The 23317-nt window shown below is 56.9% G+C and carries 22 protein-coding genes; 13 read left to right on the top strand and 9 right to left on the bottom strand.

Annotation, left to right across the window (positions count from 1 at the left end; genetic code table 11):
- The first annotated feature begins 147 nt into the window (after positions 1-147).
- Positions 148-1344, top strand: coding sequence for a M20 aminoacylase family protein (locus LSG25_RS14050; RefSeq protein ID WP_232741537.1), 1197 nt, complete (start codon positions 148-150; stop codon positions 1342-1344).
- A 431-nt stretch (positions 1345-1775) separates the two neighbouring features.
- Here the strand turns inward: LSG25_RS14050 and LSG25_RS14045 are convergent, their stop codons facing one another.
- Positions 1776-2714 (bottom strand): LysR substrate-binding domain-containing protein, encoded by a 939-nt coding sequence (locus LSG25_RS14045; RefSeq protein ID WP_232741536.1) that lies wholly within the window; start codon positions 2712-2714, stop codon positions 1776-1778.
- Positions 2715-2819: 105 nt separating this feature from the next.
- Between LSG25_RS14045 and LSG25_RS14040 the strand changes: the two genes are divergently transcribed.
- Entirely contained in the window at positions 2820-3800 is a 981-nt protein-coding gene (locus LSG25_RS14040; protein WP_232741535.1) for a tripartite tricarboxylate transporter substrate binding protein, read from the top strand.
- Between the two features lie 4 nt (positions 3801-3804).
- Positions 3805-5001, top strand: a complete 1197-nt coding sequence (locus LSG25_RS14035) for a CaiB/BaiF CoA-transferase family protein (protein ID WP_232741534.1) — start codon at positions 3805-3807, stop codon at positions 4999-5001.
- Between the two features lie 19 nt (positions 5002-5020).
- Here the strand turns inward: LSG25_RS14035 and LSG25_RS14030 are convergent, their stop codons facing one another.
- Complete coding sequence (locus LSG25_RS14030) at positions 5021-5881, bottom strand: IclR family transcriptional regulator (RefSeq protein ID WP_370635876.1); 861 nt, start codon at positions 5879-5881, stop codon at positions 5021-5023.
- A 117-nt stretch (positions 5882-5998) separates the two neighbouring features.
- Between LSG25_RS14030 and LSG25_RS14025 the strand changes: the two genes are divergently transcribed.
- Genes LSG25_RS14025 through LSG25_RS14010 form a run of 4 tightly spaced genes read left to right on the top strand, consistent with a single transcriptional unit; the run spans position 5999 to position 10120 of the window.
- A complete protein-coding gene (locus tag LSG25_RS14025; protein ID WP_232741533.1) occupies positions 5999-7270 on the top strand; it encodes an aromatic ring-hydroxylating dioxygenase subunit alpha in 1272 nt (423 codons plus the stop codon).
- A gap of 38 nt (positions 7271-7308) precedes the next feature.
- Positions 7309-8289 carry a tripartite tricarboxylate transporter substrate binding protein gene (locus LSG25_RS14020; protein ID WP_232741532.1) on the top strand — a complete coding sequence of 327 codons (981 nt, stop codon included), beginning with the start codon at positions 7309-7311 and terminating at the stop codon, positions 8287-8289.
- Positions 8290-8311: 22 nt separating this feature from the next.
- On the top strand, positions 8312-9085 hold the full coding sequence (locus LSG25_RS14015; RefSeq protein ID WP_232741531.1) for an SDR family NAD(P)-dependent oxidoreductase: 774 nt from the start codon (positions 8312-8314) through the stop codon (positions 9083-9085).
- Positions 9086-9130: 45 nt separating this feature from the next.
- A complete protein-coding gene (locus LSG25_RS14010; RefSeq protein ID WP_232741530.1) occupies positions 9131-10120 on the top strand; it encodes a PDR/VanB family oxidoreductase in 990 nt (329 codons plus the stop codon).
- 59 nt (positions 10121-10179) lie between these two features.
- On the opposite strand, the gene LSG25_RS14005 is transcribed toward LSG25_RS14010, so the two are convergent.
- On the bottom strand, positions 10180-10665 hold the full coding sequence (locus tag LSG25_RS14005) for a cupin domain-containing protein (protein WP_232741529.1): 486 nt from the start codon (positions 10663-10665) through the stop codon (positions 10180-10182).
- A gap of 220 nt (positions 10666-10885) precedes the next feature.
- On the bottom strand, positions 10886-11368 hold the full coding sequence (locus LSG25_RS14000; RefSeq protein WP_232741528.1) for an Lrp/AsnC family transcriptional regulator: 483 nt from the start codon (positions 11366-11368) through the stop codon (positions 10886-10888).
- A 253-nt stretch (positions 11369-11621) separates the two neighbouring features.
- Here LSG25_RS14000 and glmS point away from each other — a divergent pair, with 253 nt between their 5' ends.
- Positions 11622-13454: a glutamine--fructose-6-phosphate transaminase (isomerizing) gene (gene glmS / locus LSG25_RS13995; protein ID WP_232741527.1), complete on the top strand. Its 1833-nt coding sequence runs from the start codon at positions 11622-11624 to the stop codon at positions 13452-13454.
- Between the two features lie 503 nt (positions 13455-13957).
- On the opposite strand, the gene LSG25_RS13985 is transcribed toward glmS, so the two are convergent.
- Genes LSG25_RS13985 through LSG25_RS13975 form a run of 3 tightly spaced genes read right to left on the bottom strand, consistent with a single transcriptional unit; the run spans position 13958 to position 16424 of the window.
- Positions 13958-14197, bottom strand: coding sequence for a hypothetical protein (locus LSG25_RS13985; protein WP_232741526.1), 240 nt, complete (start codon positions 14195-14197; stop codon positions 13958-13960).
- Positions 14194-15378 (bottom strand): beta-propeller fold lactonase family protein, encoded by a 1185-nt coding sequence (locus LSG25_RS13980; protein ID WP_232741525.1) that lies wholly within the window; start codon positions 15376-15378, stop codon positions 14194-14196. Before LSG25_RS13980 ends, LSG25_RS13985 begins: the two co-directional genes overlap by 4 nt.
- 59 nt (positions 15379-15437) lie before the next feature.
- Positions 15438-16424, bottom strand: a complete 987-nt coding sequence (locus LSG25_RS13975) for a tripartite tricarboxylate transporter substrate binding protein (protein WP_232741524.1) — start codon at positions 16422-16424, stop codon at positions 15438-15440.
- 310 nt (positions 16425-16734) lie between these two features.
- On the opposite strand from LSG25_RS13975, the gene LSG25_RS13970 reads away from it, so the two are divergent.
- Together LSG25_RS13970 and LSG25_RS13965 are read left to right on the top strand one after the other, a co-directional pair.
- Positions 16735-17499, top strand: a complete 765-nt coding sequence (locus tag LSG25_RS13970) for an IclR family transcriptional regulator (protein ID WP_370635875.1) — start codon at positions 16735-16737, stop codon at positions 17497-17499.
- Between the two features lie 127 nt (positions 17500-17626).
- Positions 17627-18850, top strand: coding sequence for an alpha-hydroxy acid oxidase (locus LSG25_RS13965; protein WP_232741523.1), 1224 nt, complete (start codon positions 17627-17629; stop codon positions 18848-18850).
- A 253-nt stretch (positions 18851-19103) separates the two neighbouring features.
- On the opposite strand, the gene LSG25_RS13960 is transcribed toward LSG25_RS13965, so the two are convergent.
- The gene (locus LSG25_RS13960; protein WP_232741522.1) at positions 19104-20108 is read right to left on the bottom strand and encodes a tripartite tricarboxylate transporter substrate binding protein; all 1005 of its coding nucleotides are present in this window, start codon (positions 20106-20108) and stop codon (positions 19104-19106) included.
- A 144-nt stretch (positions 20109-20252) separates the two neighbouring features.
- Between LSG25_RS13960 and LSG25_RS13955 the strand changes: the two genes are divergently transcribed.
- The 3 genes from LSG25_RS13955 (at position 20253) to LSG25_RS13945 (ending at position 22371) form a co-directional block, all read left to right on the top strand.
- The gene (locus tag LSG25_RS13955; RefSeq protein WP_232741521.1) at positions 20253-21008 is read left to right on the top strand and encodes an IclR family transcriptional regulator; all 756 of its coding nucleotides are present in this window, start codon (positions 20253-20255) and stop codon (positions 21006-21008) included.
- A 588-nt stretch (positions 21009-21596) separates the two neighbouring features.
- Positions 21597-22163, top strand: a complete 567-nt coding sequence (locus LSG25_RS13950) for a molybdopterin-dependent oxidoreductase (RefSeq protein ID WP_232741520.1) — start codon at positions 21597-21599, stop codon at positions 22161-22163.
- A gap of 16 nt (positions 22164-22179) precedes the next feature.
- On the top strand, positions 22180-22371 hold the full coding sequence (locus LSG25_RS13945; RefSeq protein WP_232741519.1) for a hypothetical protein: 192 nt from the start codon (positions 22180-22182) through the stop codon (positions 22369-22371).
- Here LSG25_RS13945 and LSG25_RS13940 read toward each other — a convergent pair.
- On the bottom strand, positions 22357-23253 hold the full coding sequence (locus tag LSG25_RS13940; RefSeq protein WP_232741518.1) for a LysR family transcriptional regulator: 897 nt from the start codon (positions 23251-23253) through the stop codon (positions 22357-22359). The genes LSG25_RS13945 and LSG25_RS13940 overlap by 15 nt on opposite strands.
- Positions 23254-23317: the final 64 nt, after the last annotated feature.

Raw genomic sequence — 23317 nt, 5'->3', positions numbered from 1 at the left:
GGGAGCGGTCATAAGGGCTGCGGTTGTATTATGGTAATGAATTTGCCGTTCGGTTTTTAAAGCGCCCTGACGCCGCATTATTGCCTGGCGCAGGTTTATGGTCTTGGGTAGTTTGTTTGCGAACAGAGTTATTTACGAGGTCTTGTCATGAGTGTGTTAGCCGATATCGAAGAAAGTCACGAAGAATTGATCGCCATCCGCCGCGATATTCATGCCAATCCGGAATTGGCATTCACCGAACAGCGTACCTCGGCCCTGGTGGCCAAACGCCTGACCGAGCTGGGCCTGGAGGTGCATACGGGCCTAGGCAAGACGGGCGTGGTGGGCGTGCTAAGGGCCGGAACCAGCACCCGGTCCATCGGCTTGCGGGCCGATATGGATGCCTTGCCCATGCCGGAAAACAATCGTTTCGCGCATCGTTCGAAGAATCCGGGGAAAATGCATGGCTGCGGGCACGACGGCCATACCACCATGTTGCTGGGGGCCGTACAGTACCTGGCCAAGCACCGCAATTTCGACGGCGTGGTCAACTTCATTTTCCAGCCGGCCGAAGAGGGCGGCAATGCGGGCGCCAAGGCCATGATGGATGACGGCCTGTTCGAGCGTTTCCCTTGCGATGTGGTGTACGGCATGCACAATATGCCCGGCATGGCAGAGGGATTTTTCGGATTCCGCGCGGGGCCCACCATGGCGTCGAGCAATCGGTTCGATATTGTCATCAAGGGGGTGGGCGGCCATGCGGCGCAGCCGCACAAGTCCGTCGACCCGATCATGATTGCGACGGAAATGGTGCAGGCGCTGCAAACCCTCATTACCCGCAATAAGAATCCGATCGATACGGCGGTATTGTCGATTACGCAAATACATGCGGGCGACGCCTACAACGTGATTCCGTCCGAGGCGATCATACGCGGCACGGTCCGGACGTATAGCGTCGAGGTGCTCGACCTGATGGAAAACAATATGCGCCGCATTGTCACGAAGTTGTGCGAAGCGTATGGCGGCACGGGCGAGCTGGATTTTGTGCGTTGCTACCCGCCGCTGGTCAATTGGCCTGAACAAACCGATTTCGCCGCGAGCGTGGCCGAAAAGATTTTCGGCGCCGATCGGGTCGACCGCGATACGCCGCCGCATACGGGGGCGGAGGATTTTTCGTTTTATCTGGAAAAAGTTCCTGGAACGTATTTGTTCATCGGCAACGGGGATGGCGACCATCGTATGAATACATACCACGGCATGGGGCCGTGTCAGTTGCATAATTCGAATTACGATTTTAACGATGCGCTGCTGCCGATTGGCGCCACGTATTGGTCGAAGCTGGTCGAGGCCACGCTGCCGGCGTGATCGTGCGGGTCCGGGTTTGTGCATTGGCTTTGATGGGTAATGCATGGGCCGGATGATTAATGCATCGTAATGCGGGCCTGGCGCATTTTTGGTTCGAGTGTTTACGGGATTCGACGTTTTGGTATTTTAAGACGCCGTCTATCGGGGCTTGGGGGCAGGACCGGCACGGCGTGCTTCATCCGGATTTAGCTCGTCAAGGCGGGCGTCGGTCGAACTCACTGCGCCTCGCACGCGAGGCTCCGTTCAGACAGCGCCCGACGACTTCCCCCGCCTTGCCAAGCTAAATCCGGCGCACGCCTTACGCCGGTCCTGACCCCAAGCCCCGATAGACGGCTCGCGTTAGGGCTTGCCTGGAATTGCATCACGGCATGCCTGGAACTTGCGTGCTTGCACCTGCCGTTAATGTGCCTGCCCTTTTTGTCCCCGGCACCTCACGCAATTTTCTGTGCCGCTGCCGTGAGCGCCTGCTGTAAAAACTGAATCGGCGCCAGTTTGGTTTTTTCTTGCCGGCAAATAAACAGCAGGGGGCTGATCGAGGTGGGCCAGGAAAAGCGAACGGGGCTGATGACCTTTAGCTCGGCGTAGCGTTGTACCGCCAGATGGGGCGCCAGGGTGATCAGCGGCGTGGCTCCAACCATATGGAAATTCGAGAAAAAAGAAAACGATTCTATCAACGGCACAGGCGGCACAATACCGTTTTGAATGAAAGCCTGGTCGAATGCATTACGCGTTTGCGAGCCCTTGGGTACTACCACCCAATCGTGTTCCGCCAGTGTTTCAAGAGAAATGTTCTTCTTGCGCGCCAGGGGGTTGTTAATGCTGCATGCGACGGCCAGAAACATCGGCAGCAGGGGTGCAAAGCATAGCTGCTGAATGCTTTCGGGCGTGAAATTGACGGCATCCATGCGCCCTATGGCGCAGTCGAGCTTGTTTTCCAGCACATCGTTAATGACGCTGGACACGGTCCCTTCAAAAAATTTCAACACCAGGTGTATATCGTTTTTCACCAGCCAGGCGATTGACTGGGGAATAAGTTCGACCATCGCAATGGGCAAGGCGCCGACGAGCAGGTGGCTGCCGTTGGGTTCGGTGATATTGGCGTTTTGAGCGGCCTGCAGCTCATTCAAGGCGATGTGAAGTCGATCGCGCGTGGTCCTGCCGGCATCGGTCAGTATGGCTCCTTGCCGGGTCCGGGTTACCAGGCCGGCATGAAACACGGCCTCGAGTTCCTTGAGCATGCTGCTCACGGCGGGCTGTGTCAGATTGAGTGCGCTGGCCGCCTTGCTGATGGACTTGAATTCGTCGATCAGATTGAGCAGCAAGAGGTGCTTGAGCCGCAGCTGGCCCAGACGTGGGTTGATGGAGGTCATACAAAAATCTTATCACATTGAAATAATATTTGATTATGTGTTTATGGCCGACACGGACTAGCATTTGTGGACCGCCTTCGGGCGTAATAAATAGAAGGAGACAAGATGAGATTCCCCAAGAAATCTTTGGCCGCCGCGCTGGGCGTTTTTTTTGCCTGCGCCGGTGTGCCGGCGGCGGCAAGCCCGGCCGGCTATCCGCAGGAACCCGTGAAACTGGTCGTCAGCTATGCCGCGGGCAATGTGACCGATCTGGTGGCCCGCATGATCGGCGAAAAACTATCGACCCTCTGGAAGCAGTCGGTGCTGGTCGAGAACCGGCCGGGGGCGGGCGGCAGCCTGGGCGCGGCGATGGTCGCCAAGGCCAGGCCCGACGGCTATACCTTGCTGTTTTCGGCCGTGGCGGCCCTGGCGGTCAACCCGCATATCTATAAAAACGTGCATTACGATCCGCTGAAGGATTTCGACTACATCACCCTGACCGTGGCCATGCCGCTGGTCTGTGTGGTTAATTCCAAATCCGACATCAAGGATTTTCCCGGCCTGATCAGGTACTCCAAAGAGCATCCCGGATCTCTCAATTACGGTTCGGCGGGCAGCGGCACGATTTCCCATTTGACGATGGAGACGCTGAAGGCGAAATATCAACTGAATACGACACATGTTCCTTACAAGGCATCGTCGGCGGTCATGACCGATCTTTTGGGAGGCCGCATACAAGTGGCTTGCGAGCCGGCCACCGTCACCACGCCTTTGGTGAAGGCGGGCACGCTGCGGGCTATCGGCATTACATCGAGCCAGGTGCTGCCGTCCATGCCCGAGGTACCGACCGTGGCATCGCAAATCGGCCCCTTCTCCAGCGGCGCCTGGCTGGGCATGCTGGCTCCCAAAGGTACGCCGCCGGCCATCGTGAAGAAAATAAACTCGGACCTGCAGACGATACTCAAAGACCCAGGCTTCCAGGCCAAAATGAGTCAGCTGGGAATCGAAGTGCTGGCGGAAGGGCCGGCGGATTTCAAGAAACGCGAACGCCAGGATTACGATCAATACGGCGCCATCGTAAAGCGCCTGAACATGAAGGTGGATTGAGGCAATGGGTCCTTTAAGCGGGTTGCGTATTCTGGATCTGGCAACGCTGATTGCGGGGCCGCTATCGAGCACCCTGTTGGCCGATCTGGGCGCCGAAGTGCTGAAAATAGAGCTTCCCAGCGGCAGCGATTCACTCAGAACCCTGCCTCCGTTCAAGGACGGCGTGCCCTTGTGGTGGAAAGTCACCAACCGGAACAAGCGCGGCATTACGCTGGATGTGCGAACAGCCGAAGGGCGGGAGATTTTTCTTGATCTGGTCGCCCGGCATGATGTTCTGGTGGAGAATTTCAGGACCGGAACGATGGACAAATGGGGGCTGGACGCCGCTACCTTGCGCGCGGTCAATCCGAAGTTGACGGTGTTGCGGGTTACCGGATTCGGCCAGACCGGGCCGGATAAATCGCGCCCGGGATTCGCCCGGATGTTCGAGGCCTTGTCCGGCTACACCTATATTTCCGGCCCCGAAGACCGTCCGCCTTCTTATAACGGCTATCCCATCGGCGATGCCGTGGCGGGCTTGTTTGGCGCGCTGGGGATTCTGTCCGCGCTGCTCCAGCTGCGTTCGGGGCCTGGAGACCAGGCTCAGGGCCAGGATATCGATTTATCCGCCACCGAGGCGATGTTCAGGCTGCTGGAATTCCTGCCCATCGAGTACGATCAACTGGGGGTGGTCAGGGAAAGAAACGGCAACACCAGCGCCTACGCGGCGCCGGTCAATACCTACAAGACCCTGGACGATAAATGGGTGTCTTTGCACGCCAGCGCGCAGCCCATGTGGGAACGCCTGGCGGCCTTGATGGGCAAGCCCCAACTGATCGCATCGGCCGAGTTTTCGGACAACGAAAATCGGGTCAAGAATCGGCATAAATTGAACGCCATGGTGGAAGAGTGGGTGCGCGGCATGCCCTACGATGCCCTCAGCCAGGCTCTGACCAGGGCGGACATTGCCCATTGTCCGATCTATTCAATCGCCGATATTTTCAAAGACCCGCAGGTGGTGGCCAGGGAAAGCATTATTCAAATTGAAGACAGATCGCTGGGCCCGGTGAAAATGCAGGGGGTCGTTCCCCGCTTCGAGAAAACCCCCGGCGCGGTGCGCGCCACGGGCCCGAATCTGGGGCAGGACAATACCGAGGTCTATGAGGCACTGGGGATTGATGCCGCAAGAATGGACGCGTTGCGCAAAAGCGGAGTGATTTGATCCTGATCTTGTCACACAACTACAAAAGCCCCAGGGCTTTTGACATGGATTTGGCTTCCGCCATGAGCAGCTTGCCGAACTCTTCAACTTGCACTGGGTTCAAGCGTACGCTTGGGCCGAAGACGCCTATGGATCCGGCTACCAGGCCCGCGCCATTGAAGAACGGCGCCGCAACGGCCACGGCACCCTTGATAAGTTCTTCATTACTGATGGCATAGCCACGTTGGCGGATGGTCTCCAGCTCTTCAGGATAATTGTTCAGGTTGACGCCAGTGCCTTTCGCATAATCGCGCAATTCACTGGCGCCAATGTTTGCATAGGCAAGGATGACCCTACCGCTGGCGCCTAAAACAATGCGTTCGCGATAGCCTATCCCGCGCTTGAAGCTTAACGGTTGAGCGCTAGGGAGCTCAGCAATGCACGTTCGGTACGCGCCCTGCGGCACAAACAGGGCGACGGTTTCGGCCGTTTGTTCCCAGATTCTGCGCAATATGGGTCTGGCGACTTCGCTGAGATCCTGGCTGGATGTCCAGACATGCACCAAATGTGCAACGGATGGCCCCATCCGAAATTTTTGCGGCTCTCCGACGGAGATAAGGAATCCGCTTTGTTGCAACGTATATAGGAGCCGATAGAGCGTCGGGCGACTCAGGTCGACTCGTTTCAGCAACTCGCTGGCCGAAAGCTCGTAGTCGGCTGCTGTGAAAGCCATCAGGATATCCAGTGCTCGATCCACAGCGCGAACGCCATCATTTATTTTTTCAGTCGCCAATCCATTTTCCTTATCAAAAGCGTGTGCCGCGGTCCATTGCATTTCGATTTCGACCACAAGCCTAGCATGACTGGCCACGCCCTGCCGGGCATACCGCACTTCGCTCATGACACTGTCACATAAGTAATTACCCTCATTTAATATTATTCAATAAGTCCATAGAATGGATATGTGTCTTATCAGACGGACAAAATTTGTCGCAATATAGATCAGGAGCGGGAAGTAATGAACAAGGAAATGTCCGAAACACTGGTACGCACCGGACAGGGAACACGGATGGGTGATCTGATGCGCCGCTATTGGGTGCCCATTCTTCTCTCGAGCGAAATCGCTGAGTCAGATGGTCCCCAGGTTCGGGTGCAGATTTTGGGCGAGAAATTGCTTGCCTTCCGCGATAGCGAAGGCTGCCCGGGAATCATTGACGAGTTTTGTTCGCACCGAGGCGCGTCGCTGTTTTTTGGCCGGAATGAAGAAAACGGTATTCGCTGCGCCTATCACGGCGTGAAGTTCGATCGCAATGGAACATGTGTCGATGTGCCGTCGGCGCCGCAGATGTGCCCGCGAATGAACATCAAGTCCTATCCTTGCACAGAACGCGGTGGAATTGTGTGGGCCTACATGGGGCCTGCAGAGAAAATGCCGCAACCCGTCGAGCTGGAATGGGCCACTTTGCCGGAAAACCATGTGTTTGTTTCTCGGCGTTGGCAAGAGAACAACTATCTGCAGGCGATGGAAGGCGGCATTGATACGGCGCATGTTTCGTACGTGCATCGTTATGAAGTCGATACCGACCCCATGCACATGGGTACCAAGGCGCTCGATTACATCAAGGCTGATGGCAATGTCATTTTCGATATTGAAAAAACACCATTCGGTTTAACTCTTTTTGGTCGACGCAATGGTGAACCCGATTCGTATTACTGGCGCATTACGCAATGGCTTTTCCCTTGGTTCACGCTCATCCCTCCCTTTGGCGACCACGCCATGGGCGGGCACATTTTCGTGCCGATCGATGATTACAACTGCTGGGTATGGAGCATCAACTTCCATCCGAAGAAACCGCTCACGGCCGAAGAACGTCGTGACATGGAGCAGGGCAAGGGAATTCACGTGGAATACGAGGAAGGCTCGTTACGCCCCAGGGCGAACAAAGACAATGATTATCTGATCGATCGTCCGGCGCAGAAAGATAAGCGTTCATACAGCGGGGTCTTTGGCTTCGCACTGCAGGATGCGTCTTTGCAGGAAAGTATGGGGCCCATCCAGAACCACGCGGCCGAGCACCTCTTACCTACGGACAAGGCTATTGTCATGGCCCGCCGCATGCTTTACGAGGCCGTGCAGGGTCTTGCGCAAGGTATTGAACCTCCAGCCTTGGACGCATCGGCGCAGCGTGTACGTGCTGCTGGCGTATTGCTGGATCGCGCAAGCGATCCCGCCGAATGGGCCAAGGAGCATTTATCGGACGGCCTTCATCAAGCGCTTTACTCGGTGTAGACGCATCGTTAAAAAATTCATCCCATAAAGGAGACAGTATGAAAATCCTGCAGCGCATAGCCGCAATGGCTCTGTTTGCCACCAGCCTTGGCGGTCTGGCAACGCCTGTGAGCGCCAAAGAGTGGGCGCCCACCCGGCCGGTGCATATTATTGTGCCGATCGTAGGCAGTACCAATGATGTGCTGGCGCGCCTGGTGGCATCCAAGCTGGGGGATTTGATCGGGCAGCCTGTGATTGTCGAGAACAAACCTGGAGCCGGAGGCACTATCGGCGCGAACTACGTTGCCAAGGCTGCTCCCGATGGTTTGACGCTACTGGTCGGTTACAACGGCCCGATTGCTGTCGATGTGTCTCTGTTCGCCAAAATGCCGTACGACCCGGTGAAGGACCTTGAACCTATTACACTGGCCGTGACAGCCCCGCAGTATCTGGCCGTTAACAAGAATCTACCGGTGAAGACTTTGGCCGATCTGGTGGCAATGGCCCGCGCCAAGCCTGATCAGCTTTCCTATGGCTCGGTGGCTGTTGGCAGCGCATCGCACTTGACCATGGAAATGCTGAAATCCGCCGCCAAGATCAATATTGTTCACGTTCCCTATAAAGGTTCGGGGCCGGCCCTGACAGATTTGCTTTCCGGAAACATACAGGCGACTTTCATGGTGCCAGGCAATGTGTTGCAGTACGTGAAGCAGGGGCGCTTGAAGTTGTTGGCCTCTACCGGCCAGAAACGCTTTGCCGGCACACCTGATGTTCCCACGATGATTGAGTCCGGCTACCCCGATTTTGTGGCTTTGTCATGGATTGGTTTTTTGGCTCCCGCAGGCACGCCCAAGAATATTATCGATCGCTACAACAGGGAAATCGTCAAGATTCTTCATATGCCAGACGTGCGTGCCCGGCTTCAAGCCATGGAATTCGAAGTGGTAGGCAGCTCGCCAGAACAGTTTCGCGACTGGATCCAGACCGAAATTCCGCGCTGGGGCAAAGTCATCAAAGATACCGGCACCAAAATCAATTAAAGTGATTAAGGGATAGTGAATCATGGCTAGGCTTGTGAGCAGGACGGCGCTTATTACTGGCGCGGGGGCAGGTATCGGCGCTGCTTGCGCGCGGCTGTTTTGCGCTGAAGGCGCGGCCGTCATGCTGGTCGATGCCGATGCGGTGGCTCTTGAGAAAACGGTGCGCGCGATTCGCTCGGAGCAGCCGCAGGCTTGTCTTGCGCACCTGGCCGCCGATGTGGCCGACGGGTCTTTGGCGCTTGCCGCAGTACAGCGTTGTGTTGAAGTGCATGGCGGTCTGGATATTTTGGTGAATAACGCGGCGATGCGCAATTACTCTACTGTTGCCGACGCGTCGGTCGCCGAATGGCAGGCAATGATCAATGTGAATTTGCTTGGCGCCGCCAATTACTGTCGAGCGGCATTGCCGCTACTGCGTCGCTCGGGACACGGCAGCATCGTGAATGTGTCTTCTTGCTATGCCGTGACTGGTCGCAAGGGCATGGGCATTTACGATACGACCAAGGCGGGCCAGCTTGCCCTTACCCGCACGCTGGCGCACGAAGAAGCTGAACATGGCGTGCGAGCCAATGCAGTCTGCCCTGGCTCCACATTGACCGATTTTCATATTTCCAAGGCTTTGGCCAATGGGAAGAGCGTAGACCGACTCAAGACCGAGCGGCAGAGCACATCGCTGCTAGGCCGCTGGGCAAGCCCGGAAGAAATCGCCTGGCCGATCCTCTGGCTTGCGTCCGGCGAGGCGTCGTTCGTGACGGGCGCTGCATTGATGGTCGATGGTGGTTTATCGATTATGTAGATCCGCTGCGCTGCTTCAGTATTCAGTGCCACAGGAAGCTTTAGTATGTCCACTCCTGCTTTGAACGCCCTTGTCCATACCATGCGCTATGAGGCCAAGGGCATAGTCAGCCTCGAATTACACCCGGCAATGGGCGATGCCGTTTTCCCTGCGTTTGAACCGGGCGCGCACATTGACTTGCATTTACCCAATGGATTGGTACGCAATTATTCATTGCTCAATCCGGCGACGGAGCGCCAGCGTTATGTAGTGGGTGTGCTTGACGATCGCAATAGCCGTGGCGGTTCGCGCTATGTGCACCAGCAATTGAGGGTCGGTATGGTATTGCCGGTTTCCGCACCTCGCAACAATTTTCCTTTGTGCGAATCGGCACAGCACAGCGTGTTGCTTGCGGGCGGTATCGGCGTGACACCCATGCTGAGCATGCTGCAGTCGCTGGCGGCGCGGGCCAGGCAGGTGGAATTCATCTATTGCGCACGGTCCCGCAGCGAAGCCGCTTTCGTTCGCAAGATTGAGTCGTATGCTGGCTTGCCTGGAGTGCGCTTGCGGTGGCACTTCGATGAAGAGGAAGAAGGGCCGCCGGATTTGAGGCAGCTTCTGGCAGGACATACGGCCGATACGCATTTATACGGTTGCGGTCCTGCGCCCATGCTGTATGCGTTCGAACGCACTTGCGAAGAACTGGGCTATGCAAATGTGCATATTGAGCGATTTGCGGTGTCTTCTGCGTCAGTTTCGGCCGTCGCGGAACGTGTGGCCGATGAGCTGAACGGATATTGTGTCGAATTGCGGCGCAGTGGCAAGACTCTTCAGGTCCCCGTTGGCGTTTCCTTGCTCGACGCATTGCTGGAGGCTGGCATATCCCATGACTACAGTTGCAAGGAGGGTTTGTGCGGCGCCTGCGAAACCCGAGTGCTGGCTGGCGAAGTGGACCATCGCGACAGCATCCTGACCAAGTCCGAACGCGCCGCCAACAACACAATGATGGTCTGTGTGTCCCGTTGCAAGCGTGGGCCGCTAGTGCTGGATATTTGAATGGTGTCGCCGGATGACCGCGTCACACGCTGTGGACGCGGCGCTGACTATCCCGGGGATCAATCGTGCGGGTGCGGATGCTTGTGGATAGGGTCTACCCAGTACACTTCCTCGGGCTTTTCGACGGCGTCGATATCCAGGTTGATGACAACGGCTTCGTTGTCGCTGCGCACCAGTACGCATTCCAGGGGCTCGTCGTCGCTGGCGTTGATTTCCTGGTGCGGGACATACGGCGGCACATAGATGAAGTCGCCCGCTCCGGCCTCGGCCACGAATTCCAGATGATCGCCCCAGCGCATGCGGGCGTTGCCGCGCACAATATAAATAACGCTTTCCAGGGCCCCGTGGTGGTGGACACCCGTTTTGGCCTTGGGGAAAATGGTGACCGTGCCGGCCCATAGTTTTTGCGCGCCGACGCGGGCATAATTGATTGCCGCGGCACGGTTCATGCCGGGTGTTTGTGCCGTATTGGTGTCGAGCTGGTTTCCGTGGATGACGCTGACGCCCTCGGTGCGCCAGTCTTTATGCTGATGCTCTTCACTCATGAATTTCTCCGCTGTTGAATTTGTTGATGAAGCCGTTGCAGGCTGAGCGTGCTGGAGTTTGAAATTGCACATTCCCGCGCAAGCAGCTACGCCAGGCCTCATGTCGATCTGCATCAATCATACGTCGAGATGCCGCCGCGTGGAAATGTCCGGAGTGGATCGGGCGTGTTGCCGATGCCGGGGAATCAATGGCGGTGGGGCACAAGGCCTGCCTCTATATCTACACCGGAATACGCGTTTCGAACTTGCTGCGGTGTATCGAAAAAAACGTGCGCACATTGCGCACGTTTGCCTGCGAGGTAAACACGCGATGCGCCATGGCATGGTAAGCCGGCATATCGGGTACCTGGGCAATCACCAGGAAGTCCGGTCCGGGTGATACACGATAGCATTGCAATACGGCCGCTTCATCTGCGACACTGGCCTCGAATTGGTCCAGGTACTCGGCGGTTTGTACATCCAGCGTGATCTCGACAATAGCCGTCAGCGTATAGCCCAGTTTTTCCGGATCAAGTATGGCGACCTGTTTTTCAATCACGCCTTCCTCGATCAGCCGCCGCACGCGGCGCAGGCAGGTCGGGGCCGAGGCATGAACCCGATGGGCCAAGTCCTGGTTGGTCAGCGAACTGTCGGCCTGCATCTGTTCCAGAATGCGCCGGTCCAGTTCGTCCAGGGCCGCAAGCGGTCTTGATTTTTTAATCATGAGGTCAGTTAGGTAATGAAAAGCCGGCCGCCGAAGAGAGTTTGAACCCGATGCTATCGGTTTGATCTGACTCAGGCTTGGCACGGTACATCAGTTAATGCCTATTTAGGTAAAAAAATAAACAAATATGAAATAATATTTTATACTCTTCTTTTGAAGAAATAAAAAATCATAAATAATGAAATAAAGAAATCTAATTTCTCTCTATCTTGAGCACAATAGCCCAGTCCCTAAAAATTAGCTGGAGTTCCTTATGTGTGGCATTGTTGGCGCCGTTGCGCAACGCGACATCACCCCGATTCTTCTTGAAGGTCTCAAGCGCCTTGAATACCGCGGCTACGACTCGTGCGGCGTGGCGGTGTATTCCAATGGCGAATTGCGGCGCGCCCGCAGCACCGAACGGGTTGCCGAACTTGAAAATCAAATCCGGCAAGAGAACCTCAGCGGCTTTACCGGCATTGCCCATACCCGCTGGGCCACGCACGGCGCGCCTGCCACGCACAATGCCCATCCGCATTTTTCCGGGCAGGGAAAAGGGGCGGCCCGCATCGCCTTGGTGCATAACGGCATCATCGAAAATCACGACGAATTGCGCGCCGAATTGCAGGCCACCGGCTATGTTTTTGAAAGCCAGACCGACACCGAAGTCATTGCCCACCTTATCGACCACCTGTACACCGGCGATCTGTTCGAGGCCGTGCAGCAGGCCACGCGCCGCCTGACCGGCGCCTACGCCATTGCCGTATTCTGCCGCGACGAGCCGCATCGCGTGGTCGGCGCCCGCCAGGGCTCGCCCTTGATTGTGGGCCGCGGCACCAATGAAAACTTCCTGGCCTCCGACGCGCTGGCTCTCGCCGGCACCACCGACCAGATCGTGTACCTTGAAGACGGCGATGTCGTCGACCTGCAGCTTGCGCGCATCTGGATCCTTGATGCCGACGGCCGCCCGGTCGATCGTGAAGTCCATACCGTACATGTGCATACCGGCGCCGCCGAGCTCGGCCCCTATCGCCATTACATGCAAAAGGAAATCTTCGAACAGCCGCGCGCCGTGGGCGACACCCTGCAAGACATCGAGAGCATCACACCTGAACTGTTCGGCGACGGCGCCTACAAGATTTTCAAGGATATCGACAACGTCCTGGTCCTGGCTTGCGGCACCAGCTACTACGCCGGCCTGACCGCCCGCTACTGGATCGAATCGATTGCCAAGATTCCTGTCAACGTTGAAATTGCCAGCGAATACCGCTATCGCGACAGCGTGCCCAACCCGCGCACCCTGGTCGTGACCATTTCCCAGTCCGGCGAAACCGCCGACACCCTGGCCGCCCTGAAACATGCGCGCCAACTGGGCATGGAACACACCCTTACCATCTGCAATGTGGCCACCAGCGCCATGGTGCGCGAATGCAAGCTGAGCTACATCACTCGCGCCGGCGTCGAAATCGGCGTGGCATCCACCAAAGCATTCACTACCCAATTGACCGCCTTGTTTCTCCTGACGCTGGCACTGGCGCAAAGCAAGGGCCGTCTGACCGAAGAGCAAGAGGCCGAGCAACTGAAGGCCTTGCGCCACCTGCCTGTGGCCATCGGCGCCGTGCTTGCGCTGGAGCCGCAAATCATGGCCTGGGCCGATCGTTTCGCGAGCAAGGAAAACGCCTTGTTCCTGGGGCGCGGCATGCATTACCCCATTGCCCTGGAAGGCGCGCTCAAGCTTAAGGAAATCAGCTATATTCACGCCGAAGCCTATCCCGCGGGCGAACTCAAGCACGGCCCGCTGGCGCTGGTGACCGAACACATGCCCGTCGTTACCATCGCTCCGCGCGACCAACTGCTGGAAAAGCTCAAGTCCAATATGCAGGAAGTGCATGCGCGCGGCGGCGAACTCTATGTGTTTGCCGACGCCGACACCAAGATGGGCAGCAGCGACGGCATCCATGTGATCCGCATGCCGGAGCATTATGGCAAGCTCTCGCCCATCTTGCACACGATACCGCTGCAATTGCTGGCGTATCACACGGCGTGTGCGAGGGGAACGGATGTGGATAAGCCGAGGAATCTGGCGAAGAGTGTGACGGTGGAATAGGGAGTCATCCAAAATGTGATGACTAGAGTAAATAAAGTCCGTCGGGCCCGAATAAAGTTCGTCGGGTGAATTGCAGATTAGGGAATCGAACTGAGCTTTCTCTGAAACAATAATTCATAGGACCGTGCCCTTTAATTTGAACATTGTGGGCGTGGTGCGGAATGCGGTTGAGCATGGCCGGGGTCAAAGTGGTGTTGCTACCTAAGGGTTGGTCCCGTTTGTATGTTTCCTTGAAAACATGCTAAATCAAATTAGATAACCGCTCATCCGTCAATATTCCATGGCACCACAGGCAGTGTCCGCCGGGCAGGGAAAGGGCTACTTGGCTGGATAGGCGATCGCCAAGAGGTGAATGACCAGCCGTTTAAGGCCTGCCGTGAGGCGGTAAAGTGAGTGACGCTCCTGGTGTAAATCTGTATTTAGACTGGGCCCGAGGATAGCCTAAACGATTAATACATCTTCGGAAGCGGGGCTAATTGCCTGGATTGCTACTTCAGTGCCGTTCAACTCCGCGACAGCGTGGAAGTGGACTGCAGCCCCAGCGCGTCGAGCCTCTGCCGCATTTGTGCATCGGCCTGGAACCCCCGGGCATATTCCTCCAGCGCCGACAAGGCCGCCGCGACGCCGAAGGCGCGCAGGAAATCGCCGTGCGCAACGCCCTGTGCACCCGCAGAGTCGGCTGCGCTGACCACGCGACGGAAGAATAGTAGCGGGGCGGCAGGTACCCAATCGAAACAGGTCACCAACGCTGCGTCTCGAGCCCCGCCCAAAAAAGCTGGTCGCCCCCCACATTTACGGCATGATGACCAAGAGGGTCGAGACGGCCATTTTCGACAATGCGAAAAATGCTGAACCCAGCCGGGCACTCAGTGACTTTGCCCGCCTTGCGTCGCAAGCTTGGCTGGCGAACCGCGGCGATCAGCAGATTGCCCGCTTGCGAAATCATTGCACATCTGGCGTGCATACCCTGAAGCGCTACTCTCTGTAGCAGGCGGGGGCGGCCGTTCGACGGGTCGACACTGAAAACTACTATGCTGTTTTCGCCCCCGCCAGACATAGGCAGGCCGTGGGCGGGCGGCTTGGCATGCGAACGGTTGACGACATAGATCGTGCGGCCATCCGGATGAACGACGATGGCGCCTGCCAGTTGAGGGTCTTGGATCGCAAGCGGATTGTCCAATAACCCGACCGTAAATGCCGGCTGGACGCCTATGGCGCCATCGAGAGTTCTGAACATCGAGAGTGCATTCTGTCGCTCCAGCACGGCATAAAGCCAGGGAGCTTTCGGGTGGAAGGCACAATTCCGGGGCCCGAAGCCGAAACCGCCATTGGGAGCAACGATCTGTGCGCAGAAGGCCTTATCGCCCTCGACGCCGATCACACGAAGCGATCCGGGATTCTCGCCATACTCTGCCGTGGCATTGTCGCCTCGACACGTAAGAAGTAAGTCGTCGCTGCCAGGCATAGGGATGGCCTGATGCGGGAAATGTCCAACCACACCCGGATCGTCAATCCGAACGGCAGAGCCCTGCACCAACCCTTCTTTATTCAGGCCATGCACCGTCAACGCAGCGGGTCGGTTGTAGGCAACGGCCAGCCGGCGCCGGTTGTCATCCAATACCACGTGAATCGGGCGATGGGGAAGCTCAATCGGCTCGCCCATCAAAAGAAAACGCCGTCTACCAAACGACAATTGAACCAATTGGTGGCGATTACCAGCGCTTGAGACTCCTCCATCGCTGCACACCACATATGCGAGCGCGCGGCCAGCGTCGAAGCAACCATACTGAACATTGAGCGGCAACATTACGGAGGTGCACTCCGACAGATTGCCAGCCTGGCTCAGTTGATATTGAACAAGACGGCTTCCAATCGCGCCGAAAAAACTCTCCGGCCGATCAGATGAGCAAAATGAGCCGGTCATTCGCAGACTCTTTCCGGCCTCTGCCATGACGGATATCCCATCGGACGCAGTAAACGGATCTATTGTGTAGTGAGCAGCCCCGACTTGATCAAGTCGGCATATGTAGCCACTTGCTGCTTTAATAGCGCATCTAAGCCCGCTCCGCTCAGGCCCACCGGAATACCGCCGATAGCCGCCACTCGCTGGCGGACCGAGGTATCAGCCAAAACCTTCTTACTCGCTTCGGCAAGCCGTGCAACAATTGCCTGAGGCGTATTGCGCGGCACCATCAAGGCGGCAAAAGGCGCGATGTCCACTTCGGGCTGATGGACTTCCGCCATGGTCGGAACATCGGGCAGCGATGCTACTCGCTCGGGGAAAACGACACCCAGGGCGCGGAGCTTTCCCGCTTTGACAAATGGCAGCACCGAAGGCAGATCGGTTGCCACGGCATCCAACTGGCCTCCGAGCAGGTCTCGTACGGCGGGCCCACTCCCTTTGTACCCCGCCAGAATGAATTTGGCGCCGAGCGCCTTCTGCATCTGCAAGATGTTGACGTGGCCGGCAGTTCCATTACCGGGATGACCGAACTTGATATTGCTTCGTGTTTTTGCGCTGCCGGCCAGGTCGGCATATGTCTTGAAGCTCGAGCTTGCATTGACAACCAGTACGTCGGGCACTTTAGTGAGCAATGTTACCGGCTTCAGGTCGGCCAGGCTGTATGCCGCGGCCTTGCCCGCCAGTTGCCAACTGGAGACAATGGGCCCCGTGGTCGATATGAGGACAGTGTAGCCATCCGGTTCGGCCCGCACGACCTGCAATGCGCCGATCATGCCACCCGCCCCTCCCTTGTTCTCGACAACGAACGACTGGCCAAACAGCTTGGCGTAAGCCTCTGCGAAGATACGCGCCGTGCTGTCGGCGTTCCCCCCCGGAGTGAAAGGAACAACCACCTTGACCGGGTGGTTCGGATAAGCTGGCTTCTGCGCCATCGCGGCAGGGGCGGCGGCTGTCAATACTGCGGCGGCCAAGGCAACCACAGTGCGTCGAGTGTAAAGGCGGGTCATGATGTCTCCATTTGTTCGAAGAATGAAAAGCAAGAGGGATATATGGGGCCGGCGCCAAGATGGGCGCAGCAAAATGCCTTGCCTCATTTATGATCATGGGTAAATACGCACCTATTATCAGGAGAAATAAAACCGCATACAATGAATTACGTCCTGCGTAACAGCCGCGCCCCCACGCTTCCGAAATATCCCGCGGGAACCCCAGTTGACCTATCTCCAGAGGACTAACGCCATGGCTGGCAAAAGACTCCGACCAAGCAGCCCCGCCCGCGCAATCGCTAGTTCGGAAACGGAAACACACTCCAGTACGATGCCGCTTTCCGAGCTTCTGACACCGATTGAGCCGATAAGTATTCAGCAGCGCCGCACACAGGTGCATGCAGTGACCCGGGCTTTATCGATCTTGACTGCCTTCAATAGCGGCGAGGTTTTCTTGACGCTTACCGAGCTTGCGCGCCGAACCGGTATGCACAAGCCGACGGTGCTTCGACTGGCACGAACCTTGGCCGCCTCGCGTTTTCTCGCCCGCCGCGAAGACGGGGCATGGCGGCTCGGGCCCGCAGCAGGCCTTATCGGATCGTTCTATCAGGCACAGTTCGACCTCGACTTCGCCATAGAACCCATCCTGCGTGAGCTTTCCACACTAACTGGTGAAAGCGCATCCTTCTATGTCTACGAAGGCAACCTGCGCAGTTGCCTCACGCGGTGCGATGGGCCCGCCGGCATACCTGACCACGTACGTTCAGGCGAGGTTCTCCCCCTTCACAAAGGCGCGCCCGGTTGGGTCATACTGGCGGCATTAGGGCAGCCGGGCCCTATGTACGAGAAGATCCGTCGCACGGGCTTTCATTACACATGCGGGGAAAGGGCTCCGGGCGTTTCAAGCGTGGCAGCCGCGGTAAGAGGCAAGCACGGAGCGGTCCTTGGGGCTGTCAGCACTTCGGGTCCGGTAAAGCGCTTGACAGAAGCTCGTCTGCTGAGCCATGCCCCGGCCACCATTGATGCAGCGAGACGACTGGGTATAAGTCTGGGCGCCATGCCGGCTACGGCGCTGCGCGCGGCCTGGCACCCCTGATATCGGCTGGTGCGGTTACGCAGTACGTAATGCATTGCACAAACCGGCGGCACTCGTCTAAAGTGCGACGCACTGTTACGGACAGCGACGCATCCCGCTGCCAGGCAGTATTAAAGCGAGTACTTTCATGACAACCTTGCCCCCAAGCCCGCTCAAGCAACAACAGGGCCCGGCCCCCAATGCGCGCAAGCTGTTGCCCAGGCGTTTGCGCAATATCCTGTCGCTGGGCGACTTCGAAAACGCTGCGCGCAGACACCTACCCCGGCCCATCTTCGGCTATATCAGTGGGGGGGTTGAGGACAACGCGTCGCTGGCCGAGAACCGCGCGTCTTTCGCGAAATGGATGTTCAAAACAAATGTCCTTGTCAACGTATCGCGACGCAGCCAAAGTACCGTTCTCATGGGCCGAACATACACCGCGCCCTTTGGCATTGCGCCGATGGGCCTCTGTGCGCTCTGTGCATTCGATGGCGACATGGCCATGGCTCGGGCGGCCGAGGCGGCCGGTATTCCCTATGTGCTAAGCGGAGCATCCCTGACACGGATGGAGGACATAGCTCGCGCCGCACCTACCTGCGGATGGTTTCAAGCCTATATACCCGGGGAAGCCGCACATATTGAAGCGCTCGTGGAACGTGTGCACGCAGCAGGATTCAGCACTTTGGTAACGACGGTCGATACTGCCACCTTGGCCAACCGGGAAAACAACATCCGTGTCGGCTTTTCCACCCCGCTACGGCCGAGCGCGCGCTTGGCCTGGGACGGCATTACGCGCCCTCGCTGGCTGTTCGGCACGTTGGCCAGAACCCTCATCAGCCGCGGCATGCTGCATTTCGAAAATGCGGGAGCCGGGCGCGGCGTACCTGTCATTTCCCGTAGTGTTGTTCGCCAGTTCGGACTGCGTGACCATCTGTCCTGGGAGCACCTCGATCTGATACGGCGCCTATGGAAGGGGCGGCTGATTGTCAAGGGCATCATTGATGCGGATGATGTTCGAAAGGCGGAGCAACATGGCGCGGATGGCGTCATCTTGTCGAACCACGGAGGGCGCCAACTGGACGGATCGATGACCTCCCTTGCCGCGCTGGCCGACGCATCCCTCGCCAAGGGTTCCATGGCACTCATGCTCGACAGCGGGGTACGACGGGGAACCGACGTGCTGAAGGCGCTGGGGCTTGGCGCAGACTATGTTTTCGTCGGCCGGCCCATGATTTACGCGGCGGCCATCAACGGGCAAGCCGGCGTAGCTCACGCAATCAAGCTGCTGCAGGACGAGATCCACCGCGATATGGCTTTGCTGGGGGTCAACCGGCTTACGGAACTTTCCCCCGAAAAACTGGTGCCGCGCTGACCGGATTGCGTCGTGTGTTTGCATGGCCTTGTCGGCGATCTCGATGGGACACGAACCGCTTGCATATCGAGGCTGCGCTGGGCGTCTTGGACGCGGTGTATGGGCATCATCACGCGTAGCGGCTCATACGTCGCCGGCGACGCTGCGCTTGCCCGAATTGCTGCGCCAGAACAAGCCCGTGCTCCGACAACGGGCTATGTTTTTCGGCACCATGAAAAAACCCATGCCGATAATGTTTCCGGATAGGATTATTTCAGTGTTTCTGGAAATTGATCTTCGATGCCACATTACCCCACATAACACTGGTTTCCGAAAGCATTTTCTTGAATGCGTTCGCGTCGAGATAACGTGCCTCGATACCCATATTGTCGGCGAATGACTTCATATCCGGGGCAGCAATGGCCGTCGAAATTTCCTTTTGCAACCGCTCGATCACGGCAGGGGGCGTGCCTCGCGGCGCCCATAACCCTGTCCAATTGACCACCCCTTGGAAATTTTTGACGCTGGCTTCGGAAAAAGTAGGAACTTTTGACAGTGCGCTGCTGCGCTTGCTGCCGCTGATAGCCAAAGGAAGCAGTTTGCCGCTGCGGATATTACCCATAACGCCGGAAGTGGATGCGAACTGGAAGTCGATAATATGGCTCAAGATAGCCTTGGTAGCTTCCGCGGCCCCTTTGAAAGGCACATGCATGAATTTCACGTCAGCCGCAATACCAAGCGCCTCCGCTGCGAAATATGGTGTGGTGCCTAGTCCACCTGACCCGTAGGTAACAGTGCCAGGCTTATTTTTGGCGGCGGCAAGCAGATCCTGCAACGTTTTATATTTCCCATCGGCATTTGTCACCAGAACCATTGGGGCAAACAGAAAGGCCGCTACGGGCTCGAGGTCGTGATCGTGATCAAAAGGCAGCTTCTTGAATACGAACGGCAGTAGCGAGTAGGTAGTGTCGTTCGCAACCAATGTATAGCCATCGGCCGCCGCATGAGCCACTTGACTGACTCCGATGGTTCCGGTTGCGCCTGGCTTATTTTCCACAACAAAGCTTTGCCCCGTCTGCTCAGTCAGCTTTTGTGCGATTTTCCGTGTTGCAACGTCAACCGCGCCTCCGGGCGCATAGGGCACGACAATACGTACAGCTCTGGAAGGCCAAACGTCATGAGCGTGAGCTATTTGGATTCCCAAACAAAATGCTGTTGCACACGCGAGTGAAAAAAACTTGATGCTTGCGTTCTTCAAAATAGAAGTGACTTGTTTCATGCATTGTCTCCTGGCTGGTATTGCGTCGTGCTGACCGAGATGATTTGGTTTGCTCTCCTTGTTGCTTGATTCGAGCACCCGCATTGTCTATTCGAATTTCATCTAATACAATGTCATCTCGTACTGCGACATGTATTCCAATCAATGAAAAATCAAAAAAAAAGCAGCGGCACCAATCCTGAGCAACAAGGTGGGGTAGAGGCTGTACGCAAAGCGATGCGCATCCTCCAAGCCTTTGGCATGGAGGATGCGCATCTGTCGTTGGCAGAATTGAGCCGCCGCACCGAACAGCACCCCTCCACCGCGCTACGCCTGGCAAGAACGCTGGCAATGGACGGCTACCTTTCTCAACGAGCTGACGGCACATGGCGGCTGGCGCATGCGGCGGGCTGGCTGGGTGCTTGTTATCAGGCAACATTCAGTGTGCATGACCTGGTAGAACCTGTGCTGCGTGAACTTTCTATCACTACTGGAGAAAGTGTCGCCTTTTATGTGAGGGAAGGAGGCCAACGGATTTGTGTGGCGCGCGTGGAGGGCCCGCAATCCATTCGCCATCATGTCCGGGCTGGGGCAGGGCTGCCGTTGGAGCTTGGGAGCCCCGGTAGGGTGATCCTGGCGTTTTCTGGTGAGGCCGGCGAACCGTATGAGTCGATACGGCGAGCCGGTTACATGCTGTCGTTGGGTGAACGAGATCCGCAAGTGTCCAGCATTTCGGCGCCCGTATATAGCACGAATTGGGTGCTGCTAGGTGCAATTTGCATATCGGGCCCTCTATCAAGGTTGACCGAGGAAGTCCTGAACCAGCATAAAGAAACCATCCTCTCCACCGCAAGCCGTCTGTCACGGGCAATGATGGGTTTGCATCAAGGCACTAAGGCATCCCGGTCTTTCAGTCGATAAGCTCCCGAAACACAAACTGGATTTTTCTCTTTGGGCGCGTCAACGCCACAATCTGCGCCACTCGACGGCAACGCCCTGATCTGCTCGAACTGCTCGTACACCCTATCGCCTGGGTAGGTTCCGATATAGGGGGCCAGTCGATCATGGCATGCAAATACCTAGTGATCTAGCTGGGGCGAGTGCATAATTCCCGATAGTGTCTCTATTTGGCAGGCTGCTACCTACTTGATATTTCCTGTATACGAAAGGGGCTTGCTATCGATTAAATTTAAGGTTCAGTGCAAGGTATAGGTAAGAGCCCCCAATGGATTTAACGTAAAGGCGGTAGCCGGAAGATGTTACTCGGAAGGCGGTTCGGGCTCAAATTTGCGTAGGATAGAACTATATTTTCTGAGCAATATGGGCGTCCATTCCGGCCAGGATAGAACAATAGTATTCATCACGACCTATCCAGTGCCGAAAATCAAGGGGTTATGTCATTTTTAGGATAGAACTATATTTTCTGTCTACAATTGCCAAAGTCGGCTTCGTGGATGAGACGGCCTCCGCGCGTGTCTGCTTTTTTATGTGCCGCCAAGGGAGGAACATATGCAGCCCAGGATCGACATCAACCTCGGTATCCAGGATGAGCCCGACGCTTGGGTGCATTCAGCCTGTATTCTGTGCTCCAACGGCTGCGGTCTCGATATCGCAGTAAAGGATGGCGAGATCGTTGGCGTACGCGGCAACGCTACCCATCCGGTCAATTTCGGTCATCTCGGCCCCAAGGGCGAACATGCCTGGGTGGCCAACCGTAGCAAACGCCGCGGCACAACGCCCATGGTTCGCCGCCGCAAGGGCGCGTCGCTGGAGCCGGTAAGCTGGCCTGAAGCCATGGATTTCTTCATCGAGAAATTTCGTGACGCCTGGCAACAAGGCCGCCAGAACCTGGCCTGTTATAACTCCGGCCAACTCACAATCGAAGAGTTCTACACACTTGGCAAGTTTTGGCGCGGTGGGCTGCGCTCAGCCAACCTCGATGGCAACACCCGTTTGTGTACGGCCACGTCCGCCACCGGCCTGATGGCCAATCCGAAACGGTGGAGCTGGCGGATATCTATTTTCCGGCTGCGAGCGCCTGTACGAAGACCTGAAGTTCGGGACGAGCGTCGATGATTGCGAAACCTGGGGCGTGGATTTCCTGACCGGCAAGACGACCACGCGTGTCGACTACGAGCGTAACGATCCCAAGGGAAAAGCCTTCCTGCGACCGGCGCACTGGCGCCGACATCTCAACCAGACCTCCGAAGCGTTTCCGTTTTTGCTCATCACCGAACGCGAGCTGGATGGCACCGTTAATCACGAGCCATCAGGCATTGGTTGACTGATTGTCGAAAGCGTGCAATTCGTCAAGGATGTTCAGGAAGAGTTTGACGCGATGGCTCAACGGGCGTGATACCAGGGTGACGGCGCACGCGACGTGCTGAAATGAGGGACTGCGGGGCGGTGTTTTCAGGACGAATCGCTTCTCCAGAATCTGACCGTAGTGGGTGGGCAGAATGCCCTGATAGTATCCCGTGGCGATCAAGGCACCGATGGCGTCGAGTCCACCCGCGTGCGGGCCCTTGATATAGCGGCCGGTGCGCAGGGCCTGTTCCACGTAGGGATGCGAGCGGTACACCAGCGGAAGATCCTGAAATTTCTTTTTGTTGTCGAGCCGCTCCGACACATATACCTGGTGAACCTCGATGTACAGCGGGAGATAACTGAACTCCCCGTTTTCATGATACTTTCCGCGAATCGCGATATCGACGCGCTGTTCACGCAGCGCGCGGTCCAGGTCGGTGAACGGCGCCACGATGATTTCCGGCCGCACATCGGGCGCCCGCTGCTTGAGCACCGCCAGCGCTTCCGGCAATCTGCATTGAGGATGGGTAAGCATATGTTCACCGATTCCGATCGTCAGCGGGCCCGACAGGATTCCGTGGGCTGCATCTATCTCGGGGCGAATCCGCTCCAGCGCCTGCAAGGCGTTCAGCGTTAAGTTCAGGGCGACCACACCTTCTGATGTCAGCTTGAATCCGCTTGGCCCCCGCTCGCACAGGACCACGCCCAGGCGATCCTCCACTTGCCGGATGTGCCGGCTGATGGATGCCTTCGACATGGACAGCCGCTTTTCAGCGGCGGCGAAACCTCCGGCTTCTGCCACATGGCAAAACACACGCAGCGAGCGTAAATCCCGTTCATCGAAATCGAGCTTGAGCATTTTCGAAGCTTAAAAGGTTTCAAATATTAAGACTATATCAGCAAAAGAATCATTTTGTATTCCC

It is taken from the genome of Paralcaligenes sp. KSB-10 (assembly GCF_021266465.1).
Classification (GTDB): Bacteria; Pseudomonadota; Gammaproteobacteria; order Burkholderiales; family Burkholderiaceae_B.
The sequence above is the reverse complement of the archived record's forward strand: the minus strand, read 5'-3'. Positions and strand labels throughout refer to the sequence as shown.

Excerpts from the sequence above, each read along its gene's own strand:
- LSG25_RS14050 (WP_232741537.1), top strand. The coding sequence starts at position 148 with ATGAGTGTGTTAGCCGATATCGAAGAAAGTCACGAAGAATTGATCGCC.
- LSG25_RS14020 (WP_232741532.1), top strand. The coding sequence starts at position 7,309 with ATGAAAATCCTGCAGCGCATAGCCGCAATGGCTCTGTTTGCCACCAGC.
- LSG25_RS13970 (WP_370635875.1), top strand. The coding sequence starts at position 16,735 with ATGCCGCTTTCCGAGCTTCTGACACCGATTGAGCCGATAAGTATTCAG.
- LSG25_RS13950 (WP_232741520.1), top strand. The coding sequence starts at position 21,597 with ATGCAGCCCAGGATCGACATCAACCTCGGTATCCAGGATGAGCCCGAC.
- LSG25_RS14015 (WP_232741531.1), top strand. The coding sequence starts at position 8,312 with ATGGCTAGGCTTGTGAGCAGGACGGCGCTTATTACTGGCGCGGGGGCA.
- LSG25_RS13960 (WP_232741522.1), bottom strand. The coding sequence starts at position 20,108 with ATGAAACAAGTCACTTCTATTTTGAAGAACGCAAGCATCAAGTTTTTT.
- LSG25_RS13980 (WP_232741525.1), bottom strand. The coding sequence starts at position 15,378 with ATGACCGGCTCATTTTGCTCATCTGATCGGCCGGAGAGTTTTTTCGGC.
- LSG25_RS14000 (WP_232741528.1), bottom strand. The coding sequence starts at position 11,368 with ATGATTAAAAAATCAAGACCGCTTGCGGCCCTGGACGAACTGGACCGG.
- LSG25_RS14010 (WP_232741530.1), top strand. The coding sequence starts at position 9,131 with ATGTCCACTCCTGCTTTGAACGCCCTTGTCCATACCATGCGCTATGAG.
- LSG25_RS13940 (WP_232741518.1), bottom strand. The coding sequence starts at position 23,253 with ATGCTCAAGCTCGATTTCGATGAACGGGATTTACGCTCGCTGCGTGTG.
- LSG25_RS13975 (WP_232741524.1), bottom strand. The coding sequence starts at position 16,424 with ATGACCCGCCTTTACACTCGACGCACTGTGGTTGCCTTGGCCGCCGCA.
- LSG25_RS14045 (WP_232741536.1), bottom strand. The coding sequence starts at position 2,714 with ATGACCTCCATCAACCCACGTCTGGGCCAGCTGCGGCTCAAGCACCTC.
- LSG25_RS13955 (WP_232741521.1), top strand. The coding sequence starts at position 20,253 with ATGAAAAATCAAAAAAAAAGCAGCGGCACCAATCCTGAGCAACAAGGT.
- LSG25_RS14030 (WP_370635876.1), bottom strand. The coding sequence starts at position 5,881 with ATGAGCGAAGTGCGGTATGCCCGGCAGGGCGTGGCCAGTCATGCTAGG.
- LSG25_RS14035 (WP_232741534.1), top strand. The coding sequence starts at position 3,805 with ATGGGTCCTTTAAGCGGGTTGCGTATTCTGGATCTGGCAACGCTGATT.
- LSG25_RS14040 (WP_232741535.1), top strand. The coding sequence starts at position 2,820 with ATGAGATTCCCCAAGAAATCTTTGGCCGCCGCGCTGGGCGTTTTTTTT.
- glmS (WP_232741527.1), top strand. The coding sequence starts at position 11,622 with ATGTGTGGCATTGTTGGCGCCGTTGCGCAACGCGACATCACCCCGATT.
- LSG25_RS14025 (WP_232741533.1), top strand. The coding sequence starts at position 5,999 with ATGAACAAGGAAATGTCCGAAACACTGGTACGCACCGGACAGGGAACA.
- LSG25_RS13965 (WP_232741523.1), top strand. The coding sequence starts at position 17,627 with ATGACAACCTTGCCCCCAAGCCCGCTCAAGCAACAACAGGGCCCGGCC.
- LSG25_RS14005 (WP_232741529.1), bottom strand. The coding sequence starts at position 10,665 with ATGAGTGAAGAGCATCAGCATAAAGACTGGCGCACCGAGGGCGTCAGC.